This window comes from Adlercreutzia shanghongiae (assembly GCF_035830635.1).
Lineage (GTDB): Bacteria > Actinomycetota > Coriobacteriia > Coriobacteriales > Eggerthellaceae > Adlercreutzia > Adlercreutzia shanghongiae.
On the sequence record NZ_JAYMFI010000015.1, the window covers coordinates 62,750 to 81,825 of the forward strand.

Annotated in this window: 22 protein-coding genes and 1 tRNA gene; 19 read left to right on the forward strand and 4 right to left on the reverse strand. The window is 63.7% G+C overall.

What is annotated here, in order from left to right:
* Window positions 1–165: 165 nt before the first annotated feature.
* The 9 genes from VJ923_RS08200 to VJ923_RS08240 are packed head-to-tail and all read left to right on the forward strand — an operon-like array spanning window position 166 to window position 5,578.
* Complete coding sequence (locus tag VJ923_RS08200; protein WP_326440393.1) at window positions 166–762, forward strand: type II secretion system F family protein; 597 nt, start codon at window positions 166–168, stop codon at window positions 760–762.
* Window positions 763–792: 30 nt separating this feature from the next.
* The gene (locus tag VJ923_RS08205; RefSeq protein WP_326440395.1) at window positions 793–1,035 is read left to right on the forward strand and encodes a hypothetical protein; all 243 of its coding nucleotides are present in this window, start codon (window positions 793–795) and stop codon (window positions 1,033–1,035) included.
* Between the two features lie 35 nt (window positions 1,036–1,070).
* Window positions 1,071–1,223, forward strand: coding sequence for a hypothetical protein (locus VJ923_RS08210; RefSeq protein WP_326440397.1), 153 nt, complete (start codon window positions 1,071–1,073; stop codon window positions 1,221–1,223).
* A 26-nt stretch (window positions 1,224–1,249) separates the two neighbouring features.
* Window positions 1,250–1,753 (forward strand): TadE/TadG family type IV pilus assembly protein, encoded by a 504-nt coding sequence (locus VJ923_RS08215; protein WP_326440399.1) that lies wholly within the window; start codon window positions 1,250–1,252, stop codon window positions 1,751–1,753.
* Window positions 1,740–3,848, forward strand: coding sequence for a molybdenum cofactor biosynthesis enzyme (locus tag VJ923_RS08220; RefSeq protein ID WP_326440401.1), 2,109 nt, complete (start codon window positions 1,740–1,742; stop codon window positions 3,846–3,848). Before VJ923_RS08215 ends, VJ923_RS08220 begins: the two co-directional genes overlap by 14 nt.
* Window positions 3,849–3,850: 2 nt before the next feature.
* Window positions 3,851–4,303 (forward strand): hypothetical protein, encoded by a 453-nt coding sequence (locus tag VJ923_RS08225; RefSeq protein ID WP_326440403.1) that lies wholly within the window; start codon window positions 3,851–3,853, stop codon window positions 4,301–4,303.
* Window positions 4,300–4,749: a hypothetical protein gene (locus VJ923_RS08230; protein ID WP_326440405.1), complete on the forward strand. Its 450-nt coding sequence runs from the start codon at window positions 4,300–4,302 to the stop codon at window positions 4,747–4,749. Before VJ923_RS08225 ends, VJ923_RS08230 begins: the two co-directional genes overlap by 4 nt.
* The gene (locus VJ923_RS08235) at window positions 4,713–5,108 is read left to right on the forward strand and encodes a DUF192 domain-containing protein (RefSeq protein ID WP_326440407.1); all 396 of its coding nucleotides are present in this window, start codon (window positions 4,713–4,715) and stop codon (window positions 5,106–5,108) included. Before VJ923_RS08230 ends, VJ923_RS08235 begins: the two co-directional genes overlap by 37 nt.
* On the forward strand, window positions 5,105–5,578 hold the full coding sequence (locus tag VJ923_RS08240; RefSeq protein ID WP_326440409.1) for a hypothetical protein: 474 nt from the start codon (window positions 5,105–5,107) through the stop codon (window positions 5,576–5,578). The genes VJ923_RS08235 and VJ923_RS08240 overlap by 4 nt, the downstream gene beginning before the upstream one ends.
* Here VJ923_RS08240 and VJ923_RS08245 read toward each other — a convergent pair.
* Window positions 5,575–5,919 (reverse strand): winged helix-turn-helix domain-containing protein, encoded by a 345-nt coding sequence (locus VJ923_RS08245; RefSeq protein WP_326440411.1) that lies wholly within the window; start codon window positions 5,917–5,919, stop codon window positions 5,575–5,577. The two genes, VJ923_RS08240 and VJ923_RS08245, sit on opposite strands and share 4 nt — an antisense overlap.
* Before the next feature lie 27 nt (window positions 5,920–5,946).
* The gene (thrC, locus tag VJ923_RS08250; RefSeq protein ID WP_326440413.1) at window positions 5,947–7,521 is read right to left on the reverse strand and encodes a threonine synthase; all 1,575 of its coding nucleotides are present in this window, start codon (window positions 7,519–7,521) and stop codon (window positions 5,947–5,949) included.
* Window positions 7,522–7,811: 290 nt separating this feature from the next.
* Between thrC and VJ923_RS08255 the strand changes: the two genes are divergently transcribed.
* The 7 genes from VJ923_RS08255 to VJ923_RS08285 all read left to right on the forward strand — a co-directional run bounded on the left by VJ923_RS08255 (window position 7,812) and on the right by VJ923_RS08285 (window position 13,843).
* Entirely contained in the window at window positions 7,812–8,093 is a 282-nt protein-coding gene (locus VJ923_RS08255; RefSeq protein WP_326440414.1) for a FeoA family protein, read from the forward strand.
* A gap of 105 nt (window positions 8,094–8,198) precedes the next feature.
* A complete protein-coding gene (locus VJ923_RS08260) occupies window positions 8,199–8,429 on the forward strand; it encodes a FeoA family protein (protein ID WP_326440416.1) in 231 nt (76 codons plus the stop codon).
* A gap of 180 nt (window positions 8,430–8,609) precedes the next feature.
* Window positions 8,610–10,943: a ferrous iron transporter B gene (feoB, locus tag VJ923_RS08265; protein ID WP_326440418.1), complete on the forward strand. Its 2,334-nt coding sequence runs from the start codon at window positions 8,610–8,612 to the stop codon at window positions 10,941–10,943.
* A gap of 17 nt (window positions 10,944–10,960) precedes the next feature.
* Window positions 10,961–11,239 (forward strand): hypothetical protein, encoded by a 279-nt coding sequence (locus VJ923_RS08270; protein WP_326440420.1) that lies wholly within the window; start codon window positions 10,961–10,963, stop codon window positions 11,237–11,239.
* A 110-nt stretch (window positions 11,240–11,349) separates the two neighbouring features.
* Window positions 11,350–11,730 (forward strand): metal-dependent transcriptional regulator, encoded by a 381-nt coding sequence (locus VJ923_RS08275; protein ID WP_326440422.1) that lies wholly within the window; start codon window positions 11,350–11,352, stop codon window positions 11,728–11,730.
* A gap of 95 nt (window positions 11,731–11,825) precedes the next feature.
* Window positions 11,826–12,896 (forward strand): FtsB family cell division protein, encoded by a 1,071-nt coding sequence (locus VJ923_RS08280; RefSeq protein WP_326440424.1) that lies wholly within the window; start codon window positions 11,826–11,828, stop codon window positions 12,894–12,896.
* A complete protein-coding gene (locus VJ923_RS08285) occupies window positions 12,893–13,843 on the forward strand; it encodes a Ppx/GppA phosphatase family protein (protein WP_326440426.1) in 951 nt (316 codons plus the stop codon). The genes VJ923_RS08280 and VJ923_RS08285 overlap by 4 nt, the downstream gene beginning before the upstream one ends.
* A 45-nt stretch (window positions 13,844–13,888) precedes the next feature.
* Here VJ923_RS08285 and VJ923_RS08290 read toward each other — a convergent pair.
* Together VJ923_RS08290 and VJ923_RS08295 are read right to left on the reverse strand one after the other, a co-directional pair.
* Window positions 13,889–13,971: transfer RNA gene (locus VJ923_RS08290), tRNA-Leu, on the reverse strand.
* Between the two features lie 54 nt (window positions 13,972–14,025).
* Window positions 14,026–14,847 (reverse strand): sortase domain-containing protein, encoded by an 822-nt coding sequence (locus VJ923_RS08295; RefSeq protein WP_326440428.1) that lies wholly within the window; start codon window positions 14,845–14,847, stop codon window positions 14,026–14,028.
* Between the two features lie 317 nt (window positions 14,848–15,164).
* Between VJ923_RS08295 and VJ923_RS08300 the strand changes: the two genes are divergently transcribed.
* The 3 genes from VJ923_RS08300 to VJ923_RS08310 all read left to right on the forward strand — a co-directional run bounded on the left by VJ923_RS08300 (window position 15,165) and on the right by VJ923_RS08310 (window position 19,027).
* Window positions 15,165–16,883: a c-type heme family protein gene (locus tag VJ923_RS08300; protein ID WP_326440430.1), complete on the forward strand. Its 1,719-nt coding sequence runs from the start codon at window positions 15,165–15,167 to the stop codon at window positions 16,881–16,883.
* A gap of 21 nt (window positions 16,884–16,904) precedes the next feature.
* The gene (locus tag VJ923_RS08305; RefSeq protein ID WP_326440432.1) at window positions 16,905–17,615 is read left to right on the forward strand and encodes a response regulator transcription factor; all 711 of its coding nucleotides are present in this window, start codon (window positions 16,905–16,907) and stop codon (window positions 17,613–17,615) included.
* A 137-nt stretch (window positions 17,616–17,752) separates the two neighbouring features.
* Window positions 17,753–19,027 (forward strand): ATP-binding protein, encoded by a 1,275-nt coding sequence (locus tag VJ923_RS08310; RefSeq protein ID WP_326440434.1) that lies wholly within the window; start codon window positions 17,753–17,755, stop codon window positions 19,025–19,027.
* The last annotated feature ends 49 nt before the right edge of the window (window positions 19,028–19,076 follow it).

Sequence of the window (19,076 nt, forward strand, 5' to 3'; positions counted from 1 at the left end):
GAGCGCATTGTCGGATACGCGAGGGACCTGACGCGGCGGGCACGAAGTCCGCTGTTCCATCCGGTCGCTCCCCGGGCGCTAAGGCGGCATCCCTGTCCGGAAAGCCGCTTGAGGGCTGCCGGGCTGAGAGGGGCTGTCTCTTCGGGGGGTTATTGGGAGGCTCGCTTGCGTCTCGCCTGTGCGGGCGGGATCTTGGGCCTTGCGCTGGGCCTTGCGCTTACCTTCGAGCTGGGTCTGGTGCTTTCGGGGGCGGGGCTCGTTGCGGGCTGGCGGGCGCTGCCGTGGGCGATCGACCGGCGCAGCCGCGAGCGCGCGTCGGCCATGGAGTGCAATCTGGCGGAGATGCTCGATGTGGTGGCGCTCGGTATGCGCAGCGGCATGTCCTTCGACGGCAGCCTCGATTTGTACACAGGGCACTTCCGCACTCATTTGGCCGACGAGTTTTGCAGCGCCCATCGCCAATGGGCTTGCGGGCTGGCTACGCGATCGGAGGCGCTTCGGGCGGTGGCGGATTCCTACGCTTCGCCGTTGCTCGGTCGGGTCGTCGAGAACATGGTGCGCTCGCTGCGCTTCGGTTCCACCATGGCGGGAAATTTGGAGGACGCCGCTCGAGAGGCGCGGCTCGGCTACAAGGCACGCCGCGAAGAGGCGGTGGCCAAGGCGCCCGTAAAGATGATGGTGCCGACGGGGGTACTCATTTTGCCGGCCATGCTCATGCTAGTGCTCGGTCCGGTGCTTTTGGAATTGGCAGGAGGCTTCTAATGTCCGTTGTGAAAAGAAAGGAAGGACGACATGGAACGATTCAAGGAACTTATGGAAAAGGCGCGGGAGGGGTGCGGTGCCCTCGACCGAAGGAGCCGGGCCTGGTGTGCTGCGATGCGCTCGCGTCTGGCGGACGCCAGCGGACAGGGAACCACCGAGTATGCCATTCTCGTCGGCGTGCTCGTGGTTATCGCCATCATCGCTATCACCCTGTTCCGGCCAAAATTGCAAGAGCTTTGGGATGCCATCGCTTCGGGAATCAACAGCTTGTAGGCGACGAGCGAGGGCAGGGCACTGTGGAATATGCCGTGGTGACAGCCGCTTTTCTCTGTGTCATTGTTGCCGGGGCGGCACTCTGGCGCGCCCTGTCCTCGGAACTGTTCGTCGCCCACGGCCTTGCCTCGGCGTCGCATCATCTGGCGGGAGCTGTCGGCTGGATTGCCGACGTGCTCGTGTTCTAGGGGTGAGTGGCGTGAGGTTGGGGGTCGTGCGGCGGCATCGAGGCGAATGCGGGCAATCGACGGTGGAGGCGGCGGTCGCATTGCCGGTGGTCTTTCTACTCGTGCTTCTGCTCGTGCAGCCGGGCATTGTGCTTTACGACCGCATGGTTATGGCGGGTGCCGCCGCCGAGGGCTGCCGTCTTCTGGCGACCGGCGATGGCGATGCGGCGGCGTGCGAAGACTACGTGCGCCGTCGCTTGGGCGCGGTGCCCCAGGCGGACCTTTTCCATGTGCACAGCACGGGCTGCACCTGGGAGGTGCTCTGCGAGGGAGGAGGCGCCTCCGATGTCTCGAGGGTGACCATACGCACCGAGGTGAGGCCCTTGCCCCTGCTGGACGGGGGAGCCGTGCTGCTCGGCTTGGTGAATGAACGAGGAAATTTGACCGTAGAGGTATCGGTATCTGCTCCGACGCGCGCCGAGTGGGCCCAGAGCTCGCTCGGCGGAGCGAGTCCTAACGGAAAGGCGGGTGAATGGCGTGATGATGCTTGAATCGGTGTTCAAGGACGAGAGGGGGTCCACCACGGCCGGTATGGCGGTAGCGCTCCTTGTCGCTCTGTCGCTTCTCTTCTCGTCGGCCCAGATCTACCGCGTCCATTCTGCTTGCGCCGAAGTGCAGGAAGTGGCTGATGCGGCGGCGCTCGCCGCAGAGAATCCGGTGGCCGAGTTCATGGTCGCTGTGCGGGTGGCCGATGCCGCCGTGCTCTCGTTAACGCTTCTGGGGGACGTCGCCTATGGCGCGGGGGTCGTCACGCTGTGCGTGCCGCCCGCGGCCGAGCTGGGTGCTCAGCTGATCTCGGCTGGGCAGAAGATTCTCCAGGCGCGAGATGCGTTTTCCGAGCGCGCCTGCGAGGGGCTGGAAGCATTGCAGAGGGCGCTGCCGTTCCTCGCCGCGGCCAATGCCGCCGCCGTGGCTGCCTCCAACGGCAGAAGCGCGGGTGAGTACGCTGCCCTCGCTCTGCTTCTTCCAGGCGAAGGCGCGCCCATTGGCACGGGTGCGAGCGCCGCCGAGGACGCGATGGAGGAGGCTGTGGAAAGCGGCAAGGACGAGCTTGCCGAGGCGGCTTCTCGAGCCGAGGAGGCTGCTCGCGCTGCCGAGGAGGCCAAGGCCCGGGGTTTCGCCCGCGACTGTGGCGATAATCCGTCCTACTGCCTCTACGAGCGGGCCGCGCACCTCGCGGGACTCGAGGGCGGAGACAATCCGCTGTATACCTCGGTGGACAGCTGGTCGTTCTCGGTGCCTTTGGAGCGAGCGCGCGCCTACTATCGGGAACGCTTGCTCGGCGAGCGTCCGGCGTCGGATTCTGCCAAGGACCAGGCGCGCTGCGTGCTGCGCAAGCAGTTCTACGCCCACGCCATCCGCGAGCTGCGGGAGGCCTATGTCCACGAGACCGCGGACAGCTTCTCGGCTTCGTTCCCCCGCTTTCCGCGCAACACCGAGCAGATGCGGGCGACGCGGTTGTACACCGAGCCCGCTTACCCGGTGACCATCGAGGACGAGCTGCCGGTGATGCACGCTTGGGACGGTTGCCCAGAGGCGGGACTGGTGGATTACTACGGCTCGGTGCGGACGCTCGAGAGCGGCGTCTTCGAAACCTGCTCCGCTTGCGGCTTCACCGCTGAGGCGTTAGGGGCCGTGGCCTCGGCGTCTACCGCCATCGACAACGGCTTCGAGTATCACTACGATGCCATCGCCCAAGCGGCGGCCGACTATCAGAAGGCGTGGGCCGACAAAGCGCCCCTCAACCGTGCAGCGAAGCGAGGCGCCCAGGATTTGCTCGATAAGGTGCTGAAAGCGCTTGGAGAGGCGAAGAATTTTCGCATCACGGCCGATCCTCCTGGCGCTGCGGGCTGCATCGTGCTGACCTTGGCGCTGGGGGAGGGCAATCCAGGTGCTTTCGAGAGCGCCTTTGCTCCGACGGGCGCCTTGGGGACGCGCGCCGCTGTTTCGGCGTCGACGCTTCTGCGCGATGAGGACGAAGACGCATCGGTTGTTGCCGACTTGCTCGACGGGCTCGCCGCCGAAGGCGCGTCTGTGGCCGGCGTGGGCGGGGTGGTGCTCGATGGCTGGGACGCTATGCTTGATGCCTACGGGCAAGGGGCCGAGGGGCTTGCGAGCGGACTGGAGTCTCTGTTGGCGGGAGTACCCCTCGTTGGACCGACGGGCTTGGGCGATTGGGCGGCGGATACGTTTCGCGCGGGCCTCGAGACGGTGGGCCTCGATCCCGCCGATACCGCCCCGCTCAAGCCTGTGCTTGCGAGCACCGAGGCTGTTGCCCGGGCTGGCGGCGGCGAGTATGCGTCGCGCTATCTCGCGTTGCGCAGTCAGGCTTTGGCCGACCCCACGTCTTCGGGCGATGTCTTGGGGCTGCTCGCCGATCGCGTGAGCGACGAGGCCTATCGTCGGCTTTCCGAGGCCGAGGTGACCATTGCCGTCATAGACATCCCTCTAACGGGAACCTCGATTCCCCTGACGATAACGCTGCCGCCGGCGGTAGCCGAGGGGGCGGCGGGGTTGGTGGATCGGGCTTTCGACGCCCTTCGCGCGGCTACGGGCGAGTCACAGTCGCTGCAAAGGTGGGAATAGCCATGGCCTGGGCGAGAAAGCTTCGTGAGAGGCGGGGACAGGCGACCGTCGAACTCGCCGTGGTGCTGCCCGTTGCCATCATCGTGGCGGTGATCGTTGTGAACGCGCTCTCGTTTTTCGGGACGTGTGCCTCGTTCGACCGGGTGGCCCGCCAGACAGTCTGCGCCTATGCCGCGGCTCCGGCGGTTGCGGGCGATACGGCGGGACCAGCGGATGTCGCCTGTGCGGTAGAGGCGGAGCTGCAAAGGTCCTTCGAGACGAGCAATGTTGATGTGAGCGTGACGGTTCGAGGCACCTCGCTGGGGTTTCAGCGCTATACCGCCCGCATCGAGTATGCCCCGACGTTGTTCGGCTTGGGCTTGCGCGACGAGGTGTTCGGCGTGATGCTGCCTCGCCTGTCCCACGAGGCGCATATGACGGTGGACGCCTATCGACCGGGGGTGCTGTTCTTATGACCCTGGAAGATACGGTGGACCGCCATCGGCTGGGACGCGCTTGCCTGCTGGTCGTGGTGCCGCTTTTGGCGATTGCGCTGTGGGGCCCGATTGCCGAGCCTGAGGGCGGCGAAGAGCCGCTGTCCGCCGAGGCGTGTCTTCGCCAAGAGGGAGAGGCGCCTGCCTGGTTTGTCGAAGAAGTGCTGGATGTGGGCGGGACGCAGGAGCTGAGGGCCAATGGGGACTGGTCGGTCGTCTCCTTTGTTGCCGAGGGAGAGCGCTGCGCGGTTGCCTCGACGCTTGCGGCCGATATGGAATCGCGAGGTTGGATGTTGATGGAGAGCGGCCAGGAAGGCGTGCTCACAGGAGTAAAGGAAGGGGGCCGGTGCCCATGGATGGCCTTAAGCTGCACCGAGGTGGGCGAAATGGTGTGCGTAGTAGTGCAAGTGCCCGCACCTGCATCGTAGAGGATGGGGCGAGCGCGCCTTTCGGAGGCGTGTGGGTGGTGGCCGACCGGCCGCTTGCGCGATTGCGCGGTTTGGCGGGGCGGGCGCCCGATAAGACGGTCATGGCCTTTCCCCGCTGCCGCGATGTGCACACGATGACGATGCGCTACCCGCTGGATGTGGCCTTTCTCGACCGCGCGGGCATTGTTGTGGAGGTGCGTCGCTTCGTGCTGCCCGGTATGCGCCTGAGCAACCGACGGGCTTCGGGGGTCGTCGAGCGCTTCTATCAGCCGGGACCATGGTTCGTCCGCGGCGACAGGTGCCGCATGGAAGGTTCAAGCGCAAAAAGGCCGATTCGGCGGAAAAGGAGAAGAGCATGAAAGTTTGTCCCGTTTGCGAAAGTGCGCTGTTCGATGACATGGAGACCTGTTTCGGGTGCCTGTACCGTTTTGGAAGCGATCCGGCTCTTGAGGCGGCCCGTGCATCGACGGCGGTGCTGTGGCCGCACACGCGCGAAGCCGGCGCTTCGTGCTCTCCCGTATGCTGTCCGGAGACGCCGTCAGCAAGCGGCGGCGCGGGCGGAGGCGATGCGGGTGGCGGGGGTCGCTTCGGCGGTGCGGACGGTACGGGCGGCGCCCATAGCGCTGGTGACGGTGGGAGAGATGATGGGGGCGACGACGGAGGCGGAGGAGATGACGGGCGCGATACGCGGGAGATGGTTGTGCCGGGATGGCGCTTGCGCGTTCGCGCCGAAGGCCCGCTGGGCCAGGCCGGCGCGCTGACTATAGAAATAGAGCCGGCCCCCGGAGGAGCTGGCTCCCATGAGCGTCAAGGGGAGCTGCGTGCTTAACGGGTCATTTCGGCGAAGAGGCGCTCGGCCTCTGTGGCGAGATGCTTCTCGATGGCCAGATAGGCGTCGAGAAGGCGATTGCCGTCCTCGGTGAGCGTGGAGCCGTGCGCGCCATCGCGCAGCAGAAGCTGGACCCCAAGGGTCTCTTCGGTGTCCTTGATGATGCGCCAGGCCTTGCTGTAGGCCATGCGCATGGCCTTTGCCGCAGCGTTGAGCGAGCCGTTCTCGCGAACGCCGAGGCACAGCTTTGCGATGCCCGGACCGAAAGCGGATTTCTCCTCTGCCGAGGCGTTCTCCACGGTAAGGCGGACGGTGACGGAGAGTTTCTGCAGCTGGCCCATGGTGGCATCGGTTCCGTTCTGGGAGGCCTAGCGGGAAAGGAACGCCTCGGTGGCGCTCTCGATGGCCTCGACGTCGTTGTCGATTACTTCGGTAAATCGTACCTGCATCTCGTCCAGGTTGGCAAGTCCGGCGGGAATATGGCGCTTTCCCGTTTCCTCGGCGATGCGGCGGTTGAGCTCGCAACCGGTGAGCGACGCCACCTCGGCGGGAAGGGCCTCGTGGGGCTCGATGCCGTGCAGGGCGCGGTAGACGTTGTCGCCGAATTTGGCCCAATGGGCCGTGGAGGCGACGAGTACGGGGTTCTCGCCGCGTAGGTTCTGCGCAGCGGCGAAGGCCACGGCGGTGTGCGGGTCCAGCAGGTAGTCGTACTCGTCCAGCACCGTGCGGATGGTGGCCAGGCATGTGACGTTGTCCACCGAATCGGCGCTGAAGTTCTCGCGTACGCGACAGAACGTCTCTTCGTCGACGCGGAAGCAGCGCCTCTCGTTGAGATCGACCATCCACTGGCGGATAGCCTCGGCGTTGCGGCCCGTCAGCTCGAACAGCTGACGCTCGAGGTTCGAAGAGACGAGGATGTCCATGGAAGGGGAGGAGGTGAGAATAAACTCCCGGTCGGAGATGTCGTAGGTGCCGGTGTTGATGAAGTCGGTGAGAACGCGGTTGTCGTTGCTCGCGCACAGCAGCATGTCGATGGGCACGCCGACCTGCTTGGCGTACCAGGCGGCGAGGATGTTGCCGAAGTTGCCCGTGGGCACGCAGACGTCAATCTCGCGGCCGGCCTCGATCTTGCCCGTGGCCACGAGCTCCGCATAGCTGGAGATGTAGTAGACGACCTGGGGAAGCAGGCGTCCCCAGTTGATGGAGTTCGCGCTGGACAGAGCGATGGCGTGTTCGCCGAGCAGCTTTTCGGCGAAGGTCTCGTCGGCAAACGTGCGCTTGACGCCGGTCTGGCAATCGTCGAAGTTGCCGCGCACGGCCCACACCTGCACGTTATCGCCGGTCGTGGTGACCATCTGCTTGCGCTGGATGTCGCTCACGCCGCCGTCGGGGAACAGCACGCCGATGGAGACGCCGTCGACGCCCTTGAATCCCTCGAGGGCCGCCTTGCCGGTGTCGCCGGATGTGGCTACAAGAATCATGAACTCGTGGTCGAGCTCGCCCTTCTTACGCAGCTGGGCGGCGCTGGCGGAGAAGAAATGGGGCAGGCACTGCAGGGCCATGTCCTTGAAGGCGCTCGTCGGCCCGTGCCACAGCTCCAGGATGTGGGTGTTCTCGTCCAGCGAGGTGATGGGGCAGATGGCCGCATCATCGAAGTTGTCGCCGTAGGCGCGCCCCATGAGCTCGTCGATGACCTCGTCGGGCAAATCGATGTTGAAGGCCTTGTACACGGCGGCCGCGCGTTCGGCATAGGGAAGCTTCGCGAGGGCGACGATGTCCTCGAGCGAGAGGGAGGGGAGCTCTTGAGGAACGTACAGGCCGCCGCCTGCGGCCAGTCCGTCCACCACGGCCTCGGTGAAGGGGATCGGCTCGCCAGTGGCTCCGCGGGTATCGATATAGAGGTTCTGGCCGAACGCTTCGGCCCGGTCGGTGCGCTGTGCCATGGGTCTCCTTCTCTGAAAGACGTTATCGGGCCAAGAATACCACGGCGGCTGCCGCACTCGTTCCGTAGTTGAGGCGAACGACGGGCAATGGGGGAGGAAAGAGCCCCGCGGTCTTCCGCTCCCGCCTTGCGCAAAAGGGTGTGCCTGCCCCGCCTCGTTCCCGCCAGCGAAGCCCCGGTGGCGCAGCCGTTCGCAAGAAAGTATGAAAAAGTTAACTTCTACGGGTTTACATAAGCTAACTTTGTCTTACAATACATTGTTGCATGCATCTAACTTTGATGGGAGTCGCAATGAGCCAAGCAATGGTTGTAGGAGGCGCCCGCTGCCACGCCGACAGCGTCGGAGCCACGTGCCAGCCGATGCCGCTCGCGTTTCTGCGGAGCGGCGACGCGGCGAAAGTCGTCCGCGTGCGCGGGAAGGGCGAGGTGCATCATCATCTCGAGAATCTGGGGTTCGTCGAGGGTGCGCCCGTGTCTGTCCTTTCCGAGCAGGCGGGGAACATTATCGTGCAGATCAAGGGGGCGAGCGTGGCCCTCGATCGCAGCGTGGCATCGAAGATCATCGTCGCCTAAGGCAACCTGCTTGACGAGGCGAGAGCGGCCACCCGCCGCCCGAAGGCGGCGGGTGGCCGCGTCTCCCGTCGCGTCCGTTTCAGAGGAACACAGAAAGGAAGGACTATGGCCGAGGACAAGACCCTGCGCGATGTGGCCGTGGGCCAGTCGGCTACCGTGCGCCGCCTGGTAGGCGAGGGCGCTGTGAAGCGCCGCATCATGGACATGGGCATCACGAAGGGCACCGAGGTGTTCGTGCGCAAGGTGGCCCCCTTGGGCGATCCCATCGAGGTGACCGTTCGCGGGTTTGAGCTCTCGCTTCGCAAGGACGAAGCGGAGAACGTGCTCGTCTCCTAAAGCGAGCACGCTTCAAGGGGACCCGCCGCCGGCAGGCGGATGGTCCTGTGCGCCGCGGGCGCATTTTTTCTCCCTTACAGTTAGTCAAAACTAACTTTAAAGCAGAACGAAGGGCGCTTGGGAGAGCGCATGAGAGCCGCCTTCGGGAAAGGCGGCGTTTTGGAGAAGGAAAGGCTGATCATGGCAATCAACATCGCCCTTGCCGGCAATCCCAATTGCGGCAAGACGACCATGTTCAACGATCTGACCGGCGCGAACCAGTACGTGGGAAACTGGCCCGGCGTGACCGTTGAGAAGAAGGAAGGCCCCTGGCGGCACGACAGGTCGGTGACCATCACCGACCTGCCCGGCGTGTACTCGCTGTCGCCCTACACCCCCGAGGAGATCGTCACGCGCGACTACCTCATGAGCGGTAAGCCCGATGTCGTGGTGAACCTGGTGGACGCCACCAACCTCGAGCGCAACCTGTATCTCACCACCCAGATCATTGATTTGGGCATCCCGGTGGTCATCGCCTTGAACATGATGGACCTCGTGGAGAAGAACGGCGACGCCATCGACGTGGCCGGTCTCTCTAAGCGCCTGGGCTGCCCCATCGTGGAGACGTCCGCCCTCAAGGGCCGCGGCACCGCCGAGGTCATCGAGGCCGCCAAGAAGGCCGCCGAGAAGGGCTGCGCCCCGGCAGCCACCCTGCGCTTCTCCGCTCCCGTGGAGGAGGGCCTCGCCCGCATCATCGACATCGCCGGTGAGCGCATCGCCGCCCGCTATGCCCGTTGGTACGCCGTCAAGCTCTTCGAAGGTGAGCAGCTCACCGTGGACAAGCTGGATCTGCCGGCCGCCGAGCTCTCGAACATCGCCGCCATCCGCGACGCCGTGGAGAACGCCGAGGACGACGACGCCGAGTCCATCATCACCAACGAGCGCTACGACAACATCGCCGCCGTGTGCGATGCCTGCGTGAAGAAGTCGCCGAAGGCCGAGACCACCACCCAGAAGATCGACCGCGTGGTCACCAACCGCATCCTCGGCATTCCGATCTTCGTCATCATCATGTTCCTCGTGTACTACATCTCGGTGTCCACCGTGGGCACGCTCGTGACCGACTGGGCCAACGACGGCCTGTTCGGCGACGGCTGGCTCTACACCGGCACCGAGCAGTACGACGCGGCCGTCGAGGAGTTCGAGGGTATCCTGGAGACCGACGAGGGCGTGGCCGCCTTCGAGGCCGGCGAGCTGGAAGAGCCCGACCCGGCCGCCTTCGGCGTCTACGTGCCCGGCGTGCCCGCCGTGGTGGGCGGCTGGCTCGAAGCCGCCGGCGCCGCGCCCTGGGTGCAGTCGCTCGTCCTGGACGGCATCATCGCCGGCGTGGGCGCCGTCATCGGCTTCATCCCGCAGTTGATCGTGCTGTTCATCCTGCTCGGCTTTTTGGAGGGCTGCGGATACATGGCCCGCGTCGCCTTCATCATGGACCGCATCTTCCGCCGCTTCGGCTTGTCCGGCAAGTCCTTCATCCCGATGCTCATCGCGTCTGGCTGCGGCGTGCCCGCGGTCATGGCCACCAAGACCATCGAGAACGAGAAGGACCGCCGCATGACTATCATGACCGCCACGATGATTCCCTGCGGTGCCAAGCTGCCCATCATCGCGCTCGTGTTCGGCGCGCTTGCCGGCGGCGACTACGAGGCCACCTGGTGGGTCGCTCCGGTGTTCTACTTCCTGGGCCTGGCCGCCATCATCCTGTCCTGCATCATCCTGAAGAAGTTCCGCGCCTTCGCCGGCGAGGTGGCCCCCTTCATCATGGAGCTGCCCCAGTACCATCTGCCCACGGTGAAGAACGTGCTGCTGTCCATGTGGGAGCGCGTGCGCAGCTATGTGGTGAAGGCCGGCACCATCATCTTTTTGTCCTCCATGGTCATCTGGTTCCTGCTGAACTTCGGCTTTTACGAGGGCGCCTTCGGCCTGCTTGATCCCGAGATGGACGACTACATCCAGTACAGCCTCATGGCCGGTCTGGGCAATCTGCTCGCTTGGATCTTCGTGCCGCTCGGCTTCGGGAATTGGGAGTCTACCGTCACCTCCATCACGGGCCTCGTGGCCAAGGAGAACGTCGTGGCCACCGTGGGCGTCATCACGAGCCTCGGCGAAGTGGGCGAGACCGACCCGAGCCTGTGGGCGTCCTTCGCCGCCATGCTCGGCGGCAGCAGCGCCGCGATCATGGCCTTCTGCGCCTTCAACTTGCTGTGCGCTCCCTGCTTCGCCGCCATCGGCACCATCCGCCGTCAGATGATGTCCGCGAAGTGGACCTGGGCCGCCATCGGCTACATGTGCGCCTTCGCGTGGTGCGTGGGCCTCATGCTTTACCAGTTCGTCGGCCTGGCCACCGGCGAGGTCGTCTTCAACCCCTTCACGGTTCTCGCCATCGTGGTGGCCGCCGGCATGCTCTTCCTGCTGTTCCGTCCCGCCGCCGCGCCGAAGGCCGCTGCCGCGCTCAAGCCGGCGGGCAAGAGCGCTTAAGTTCGATAGGAGGGCTCATGCAAGAGCTTGCCTTTAACGCGCCAACGGTCGTTATCCTGCTGGTCATCCTCGGTTTGGCCGCACTTGCTATCCGTCGCATGACGCGCCGCGGCCTGTGCGATTGCGGCGACCACTGCGGCGATGGAGAACGAGGCTGCGCCGGCTGCTCGCACTGCGCTGCGGCGGCGCATGATGGCGCGGAGCCGTCCCAAGACGGCCAGGGCGATCCGCCGTGCTGCCAAGCGGCGCAGCGCATGACGAGGGCCGCCCTCGCCGCGGCTCATAACGGCTCTTAAACCGTTTGGCGAAGACAATGTGAAAGAGGCTCGGAACTTTCGGCTCCGAGCCTCTTTTTGTCGGCGGGGCCGTGCTATGATGTTCGAACTTGTTCGATAAGGAGTAAGCTGTGGTTAAGACATCCATGTCCCACGAGGATTACCTCGAGGCCATCGTCATGCTGGGAGGCACGACCGATGTCCCCGTGCGCTCGGTGGACGTGGCCAACAAGCTGGGTGTCTCCAAGGCGTCGGTGAACAAGGCCATCTCCTCCCTCAAGGAGCAGGAGCTGGTCGTGCAGCCGCACTACGGCGATATCACGCTGACCGAGGCGGGCTATGCCTACGGTCGGTCGGTGTTCGACCGCCACCGCATGCTGTTCGACTTCCTCACCAAGGCCGTCGGAATAGATCCCGAGGTTGCGGAGGCCGAGGCCTGCCAGATGGAGCACGCCATCAGCGATGCCTCCTTCGAGAAATGGGGCGCTTTCGTCCGAAGTCTCGACTTATGAGCAAGGGGCGCTTGCGCCCGACAGAACTGAACGCTTTCGACTGACTACCTGCACTAGAAACGAACCCCGGCAGCGAAAGGAACCCGAGAACTCCCGTGCCACGACAGGCTAATATCGTATCTTTCGACGCAGCGCGCCGCGCCGCCTCGGGCCGTCGTGGGTCCGCAGGGGCCGCCCCGTCGCGTCGCCATACGATGGACGGGGCGGGCTTCGCGCGGCAGGGGAGCGCTTCGGGCGGGCGGACCCATGCCGGCCGCTTCGCCGATGACCCCGATTTCGAAGTGGCGGTGACGAGCCGGCCTCGCGGGTCCCGGCGCACGGCGCCCGCGGGTCGCACGGCGGGCGCAGGCGGCGGTGCTACGGCGAATTCCCGAGCCGCGGCAAGCAATCGTGCGGCAGCCGGCCGCTCTTCGACTCGCTCGGCGGCGCCCTATGCGCCGCTTTCCGTGCGCGATGCCCACCGCGGGCCCTCTTCCCTGGAATCGCGCGGGGCCCTGCGCGGGGTCGAGCCCGATGATACCGAGCTGGACGCCCCCTTGGGCCCGGTCGGTCGCCTGACCTCGAAGTTCGGCAAGAAGCGCCGCCAGCGCGCCAAGGAGCGCGCCGGGCGCGCCTATTATCAGCAGTACGAGGCGGGCAAGCCCTCCGAGGCCTCGCAGGGCGGTCCGCGCGCCGCGGTGTACAAAGGCGAGATGGGTGCCTCGCACAAGCGCTCGTCCCGCATGCAGCAGAAAAGCTCCGCTCGCAGCGAGCGCTTCAAGGCGCCGAGCGACAAGCGCCCCTTCTTCACGCGCGCCCCGTTCGTCGTCGCCTGCGCCACGGCGCTGTGCCTGGCGTTTGGCGCGGTGTTCCTGTACGCGCCGGCCCAGCAGCTCTACATCGATATTCGCGAGCGCGACCGTCTGGCCGCCGAGTACGCCGCGGTAGTCGATCGCAACGCTGCCATTGAAGCCCAGGTGAACGCGCTTTCCACCGATGCCGGCATTGAGGATGCGGCCCGCACGCAGCTCGGCTGGGTGCGCGAGGGCGAGCACGCCGTCTCGGTGGGCGGCCTTGCCGAGGCGGAGGAAGCCTCCGCCTTTCGCGGCAACATCGTCTCCGAGGACATTGTTGCCGCCGACACTTGGTATTCCGACCTGCTCGATCCCATCTTTGGAGTGGAATGATGCCTTACGCTGACGGTCGCTATGCGGCCCTCGATATCGGAACGGTTACCTGCCGCCTGCTCGTGGCCGACGTAGAAGACGGGCGCATTGTCGACCTTGCCAAGGAGTACGCCATCACCGACCTCGGCGTGGGCGTGGATGCCACGGGCCGCCTGTCTCAAGAGGCCGTCGACCGCGTGCTTTCCACGGTGGACGGCTACTTGGCAGTGCTCGCTCGCTTCGATACCGCAGATCGTCCGGTGAAGCGGCTTCCCGCCATGGCCACCTCTGCGTCGCGCGATGCGGAAAACGGCCCGGACTTCGTGCGCCAGCTCGCCGAGCACGGCGTAGAGCTGGCCGTCATTCCCGGCCAGCGCGAGGCCCAGCTCACCTTTATGGGCGCTTCCAGCGATTTTCCCGGCGAGAACCTGCTTGTGGTGGATATTGGTGGGGGCTCTACGGAAGTGGTGGCCGGCCGTTTCGGCGAAGATCCTGTTGCCTCCCACTCTTTCAACATCGGCTGTCGTCGCGTGACGGAGCGCTTCTTCCGCAGCGACCCGCCGACGTTGCAGCAGCTGGCGGCCGCTCGCGAGTGGATTCGCGAGACCATGGCCCCGTATTTCGAAAACCTCGCCGCTCGGGGCTTCGTCATCGAGCGGGTAGTGGCTGTGGCCGGCACGGCTACCAGCGTCGTGAGCATCCGGGAAGCCATGGAGAGCTACGATTCTTCACGCGTGCACAGAGCGCAGGTGAGCGACGGGCAGCTGCGCGCCATCGAGGAGCGCCTGGCTGCCGAGACGCTGGAGGAGCGCAAGGCCACCGTGGGCCTCGATCCGAAGCGCGCCGGCGTCATTGTGGCCGGGCTCGTTATTCTGGAAGAGGTGCTCGGTCTGGCTCGGGCCACCAGCTACACCGCCAGCGAATCCGACATCCTCCATGGCATGATTTACGAGGCTGCGCGCGTTTGACGTTCGCCTCGTATTAGGATGACGTCTTATCTGGGAAAAGAAAGATGGTAGGGGCGGTGGGACTCGAACCCACAATCCGAAGAGGCGGATTTTAAGTCCGCTGCGTATGCCAATTCCGCCACGCCCCCGAATAAGAAGACCGCGCGCTTGCGCGGTCTCAGCATGATACCACGATTGCGCGATTAGCGGGCCATGACGCAGCGCACGTGCTGGTTGTCGGCGCAGCATGTTTGCAGCGTGATCGTTTCGCCCATAGGAGCGATGCGTCCCTCGTAAACGAAGTAGTTCGAGCCATTGGGCAGGATGAGCGTGTCGAAGACGTGGTAAGTGCGCGAAGCTCCGGAGTCGTCGAAAACGGTGATCTTGTCGCCAAGCTCAAGGTCCATCACGCGGGCGAACACTCCGGGGTTGTGCCCGATGAAGTACGTGTTGGCGTTGTCGGTCACCCGCCCGGTGCCGACCCAGGTGCTCGCGTAGCCGTTGGGCGCCGTAATGTCAGCAGGGCCGCCCTGTTGGAAGGGGACCTCCTCGCCAAGGAAGCAGAGCAAGTTCGCGGGTGCCGGCTTGGCGGCCGCTGTTGTCTCGGTTGTGGGCACCACATCACCGGCGATGGCGTGCTCGGCATCGGGGGCCGTGCGGACGGCCTCTTTGGCGGCCTCCTCCTGGGCCGCGCGGCTGGCGGCCACCTCTTCGGCGTAGCGCGCGCCTTCCTCGTTCAGGGTGCTCAGCAGCTGCTGCTCGGCCTCGGCGTCGCTGCGGCGCGCCTCTTCCAGCGCCTTTTCCGTGAGAATGTCTTGGCTCGATTCGCTGATGCGGTGAGAGAAAATCCAGAGCGCGTCGCAAATGCCTGAGGACACAGAGCGGTTCGTGGCGGGCGCGGGGGCCGGCTCGGCATAGGCGGCCGGCTCCGTGGCCAGAAGCGCCGAGAGCAGAAGGCACGCCGCCAGAACCAGGGCCGATATCCTGGTCGTTTTCCGCGACTTGATGAAAGAGGGGACGTTCACGTTCCCAAGGCCCCTTCCGGTCATTCTTGCGTGTTGCGCCACGGGCGCCAAAGACGATAAGACTGAGTGCGCGCCCGAATCATAGTGCCCCTACTTTATCGACTTCCCGTCAAAATATCCACCCTCAATTGCGGCAGAAAAGCGGTTTGGGGGAGGTAAAACGGGGTTAGCGTTTACGAAAACTCGGCTCTCATAAAGCGGCTCTTAATTTCCTGTTAATCAAAAGCTTAGGCGAAAGTTAGCGTCTCTGTGCCCGGTTCGGGGTTACTATTGGAACTTGGAGAGGTCTGGCGGAGCGGCGTCGAGAGGGGGCGGTCGTGAAAATTCGCAATATCAGCTTGCGGGTCATCTTGATTCTCGTGCTTACCGTTGTTTTCGTCGTTGCCACTATCGGCTTTACGATCTTCGACATTCGTATCCAGACCGAGAATATGGAAGACTCCCTCACCGAAGAGGCGCGCACGTTTGCTCGCGAGATGGACGCCGTCTGGCAGTTCATGGATAACTCCCAGTACACCATCAACAACACCACGGACGGAACCTACGAGTTCAAAGGTCTTCACTGTGCCATTGTGGGCAAAAGCGTGGGTGCTATTTTTTCGGCGGGTAACAACTATGCCATTCGCTATACGAATTCTGAACCTCGACGTGCTCAGGACAAGCCCGATGCCTTCGAATCTGAGGCTCTTGCGCTGTTCAACGAGAGCTCAGAGGTGCGCGAGCTATCGCGTATCGTGGGAAATGATCCCGAAGACGTCAACCGTGCGCGCACATCCGCTGATACCGGCGCCGCTCAGTTCCGTTATGTTCAAGCGCTGAGCGTCAACGAGAGCTGTTTGGAATGCCATGGAGAGCCGGTGGGCGAAATCGATATCACAGGATTCGAAAAAGAAGGGTGGACGCTTGACTCTATTGGCGGAGCAATAAGCATCGTCATTCCGCTGGAGCAGCAGTATCAGGCTTTAAGGGATAACGTGATTCGCGACGTATCGTTCTTCCTTCTGCTGGCGACGTTCATCGGTGTGGTGGTTTTCGGCCTTATGACCGTGTTTGTCCTCAGGCCGCTTGAGTCGATGAAGCGTGCGTTTGGCGAAGTGGGGGCGGGGCGACTGAGTCAGTCCATGGACAATGCGGGAACGGCTCGCGAAGTTGCAAGCCTTATCGACCGCTTTAATGCCATGGCGCAGGAGCTGCGCGTCACCTATGAGGGGCTTGAGGACCAAGTGACCGAGCGCACGCTCGATTTGCGTCGTGCCAACGAAGAGCTGGCCGCCCAGCGCGACAGTCTGGAGGTACTCAGCGCCCAGCTAGCCAAAGAGTCGCAGGTGAAGACCGACTTGCTGTCTATGGTGAACCATGAGTTGCGCACGCCGCTCACTTCCATCATCACCTTGGCCCAAATCGCGCTCGATTCCGGCAACGCCGACGTGGAAGAGCGCAAGAGTTGGGAAGAGGTGCGCAAGTCCAGCTCGGTACTGCTCGGCATGATCAACAACATGCTCGATATCGCCCGCTCCGATGCCGGGTCGATGGCGGTCAGTAGCGAAATCATGGATCTGGGAGATATCATCGCAACAGCCCAGGGAACGCTCGGTCCGTTGGCCATCAACGCCCGCGTGACTCTTAAGACCAGCGTGGCCCCTGACGTGCCGCTCGTCTACGGCGATTTCGAGAAAATGCAGCGTATTTTGGAGAACCTCGGTACCAATGCGGTGAAGTTCACTGCCTCGGGCGGTGTTGTGGCGCTGTCTGTTTCGGTAGAGGCAGAGACGGAGGATGTGCTCGTGCAGGTGTCGGACAACGGCATCGGTATCGCGGAAGAGGACCAGGAGCGCATCTTCGAGCGTTTCTTCCAGGTCGACAGTTCGACCACACGCATTTATGGCGGCAGCGGCTTGGGGCTTGCCCTTGTGCGCGAGTATGCTGTGGCGCAGGGTTTCGGCATTTCAGTGGAAAGCGAGTTAGGCGAGGGAAGCACGTTTACCGTGCGCATACCCAAGGCGGATACCGTGGATTTCAGCGAGGAAGACGAGTAGAGGGCGCGAAGGAGGAGCAGCATGTACAAGGTAATGCTCATCGATGACGAGGAAAGCCTGCATGTGTCTATCGAGAAGCTGTTGACCCACGCAGGCTACGAGTACTGCGGTGCTCGCGATGCAGAAAGCGGGTTGGAGATGCTCGCGACGGAAAAACCCGATCTGGTGCTGCTCGACGTCATGCTGCCCGGCATGAACGGCTTCGATTTATGCACGCGCATTCGCTCGGAGGGCCGACGCGTTCCCATCATCTTTCTCTCGGCAAAGACCGACATCGTGGACAAGTCCATTGGGTTTCGCGCGGGGGGCGACGACTACGTCACCAAGCCCTTCGAGGCTACCGAGCTGCTACTGCGCATCGAGGCTCACATCCGTCGCAATAAGGACACTATGGAGTTCGCGCGGTGCATCAACCGCGACGGGGCGGTGACCATTGGGGATTTGGAGGTGCGCTTTGGCGAGTATCAGGTGCTCGTCCACGGTGAGCCGGCGAACCTGACTACCAAGGAGTTCGAGATTGTGGCGTTCTTAGCCCAGCGCCCGGGCAAAGTGTTCACTCGCAGCCAAATTCAGGAGTATATCTGGGGCGAGGGCGAGGCCGATGTGCGCAGCAATTCCATCACCGTGTTCGTCCGCAAGATTCGCGAGAAGATAGAGGAGAACCCCAGCGAACCGAAGTACTTGCTCACCGTTCAGCGCGTGGGCTACAAGATGGCCGATGGGCTGGGATAGGCGAGGACCATGGTCTTCGCCAAATCATAAAATAAAACATCGCCAAATCCTAAAACAGATAAGAGCCAGATACTAAAATGAGACATCGCCAAATCCTAAAACGTCCTGTATAATTGAGGAGAATAGAAAGGACGGCAATGACTGGCGACAGCTATACTTATCTCCCTCGATTGACCGACCGCTTGCTGCGGGAGAAGCTGGCCGGCATTTCGGCCGTTCTCGTTCGCGGACCGAAGTGGACGGGAAAGACGTCCTCGTGCGAGCAGTTGGCGAAAAGCGCGCTGCTTCTTCGCGATCCGGATGTCTATGTGCGCTCCATGGACGCCATGGCCGTGCAGCCGTCGCTGCTCTTGCGGGGGGACCGCCCTCGCCTCATTGACGAATGGCAATTAGCGCCGGCTCTGTGGGACGCCGTGATTAGCGAGGCCGACAAAGCCAAGGGCCAGGCTTCCCAGTTTCTGCTTACCGGGTCGGCAACGCCGGTGGATACGGCGCAGCTGAGGCACACGGGCACGGGGAGAATTGCGCGCATCACCATGGAGACCATGACCTTGGAGGAGTCGAACGAGAGCAGCAAGGAGGTGTCGCTCACCGCTCTTTTCGAGGGGGCGAAGGCGGAGGGCGCAAGCTCGCTGTCCGTGGAGGACTACGCGCGGCTCATCTGTCGCGGAGGATGGCCCGCCGTGATAACGGGACGGTCGTCGGGCGAGCTGGCGCAAGACTACATCGACGCCCTCTGCGAATCGGATATGACAGAGGCGGTGGGCGCGGAGCTCGATCCTGTCCGCGCCCAAGCGCTCATCAGGTCGCTGGCGCGCAATTCGGCCCAGGAGGCCAACAATGCCACGCTGTTGGAGGATGTGCGCAACGCGGGCGTGGGTATGAGCGATCCGACGTTGCGCACGTACCTCAACGCACTGCGTCGTTTGTCCGTGCTGGAAGAGGTGAAGGCCTGGGCGCCCACCTTGCGATCTCGGACGCCTTTGCGCTCTACCTCGGTGCGTCATCTATGTGATCCCTCCATTGCGGCGGCGGCTCTTGAGACGAGCCCCGACGGGTTGTTGAGCGATCTGGCTACCATGGGCTTCCTCTTCGAATCGCTCTGCGTACGCGACTTGCGCGTGTATGCTCGGCTTTTGGGAGGGGATGTGTACCATTACCGCGACAAGGGCGGCTTGGAGGCCGATGCGATCATCCGGCTGCGCGATGGCCGTTGGGCGGCTATCGAGGTGAAACTCGGCGGCGAAGCGCGCATCGAAGAGGGGTCCACTCATTTGAAGGCGTTGGAAGAGAAAGTCGACAGCAAGAAGAGCGGGTCCCCGTCGTTTTTGATGGTTCTGACGGGGACGAGCTATGCCTACACGCGTCCCGATGGAGTTCATGTCGTGCCCCTGGGTTGCCTGTGCCATTAGGGCCCTTGCTGCAAGTTTTGCAGCCAAAACGCCCGAAATTGATGCAAGT

What these genes read in the sequence shown, in the direction of transcription:
- thrC (WP_326440413.1), bottom strand. Translation starts at nt 7,521, where the DNA reads ATGGCACAGCGCACCGACCGGGCCGAAGCGTTCGGCCAGAACCTCTAT.
- VJ923_RS08245 (WP_326440411.1), bottom strand. Translation starts at nt 5,919, where the DNA reads ATGGGCCAGCTGCAGAAACTCTCCGTCACCGTCCGCCTTACCGTGGAG.
- VJ923_RS08225 (WP_326440403.1), top strand. Translation starts at nt 3,851, where the DNA reads ATGGCCTGGGCGAGAAAGCTTCGTGAGAGGCGGGGACAGGCGACCGTC.
- VJ923_RS08260 (WP_326440416.1), top strand. Translation starts at nt 8,199, where the DNA reads ATGGCCGAGGACAAGACCCTGCGCGATGTGGCCGTGGGCCAGTCGGCT.
- VJ923_RS08310 (WP_326440434.1), top strand. Translation starts at nt 17,753, where the DNA reads ATGACTGGCGACAGCTATACTTATCTCCCTCGATTGACCGACCGCTTG.
- VJ923_RS08285 (WP_326440426.1), top strand. Translation starts at nt 12,893, where the DNA reads ATGATGCCTTACGCTGACGGTCGCTATGCGGCCCTCGATATCGGAACG.
- VJ923_RS08240 (WP_326440409.1), top strand. Translation starts at nt 5,105, where the DNA reads ATGAAAGTTTGTCCCGTTTGCGAAAGTGCGCTGTTCGATGACATGGAG.
- VJ923_RS08305 (WP_326440432.1), top strand. Translation starts at nt 16,905, where the DNA reads ATGTACAAGGTAATGCTCATCGATGACGAGGAAAGCCTGCATGTGTCT.
- feoB (WP_326440418.1), top strand. Translation starts at nt 8,610, where the DNA reads ATGGCAATCAACATCGCCCTTGCCGGCAATCCCAATTGCGGCAAGACG.
- VJ923_RS08255 (WP_326440414.1), top strand. Translation starts at nt 7,812, where the DNA reads ATGAGCCAAGCAATGGTTGTAGGAGGCGCCCGCTGCCACGCCGACAGC.
- VJ923_RS08230 (WP_326440405.1), top strand. Translation starts at nt 4,300, where the DNA reads ATGACCCTGGAAGATACGGTGGACCGCCATCGGCTGGGACGCGCTTGC.
- VJ923_RS08205 (WP_326440395.1), top strand. Translation starts at nt 793, where the DNA reads ATGGAACGATTCAAGGAACTTATGGAAAAGGCGCGGGAGGGGTGCGGT.
- VJ923_RS08270 (WP_326440420.1), top strand. Translation starts at nt 10,961, where the DNA reads ATGCAAGAGCTTGCCTTTAACGCGCCAACGGTCGTTATCCTGCTGGTC.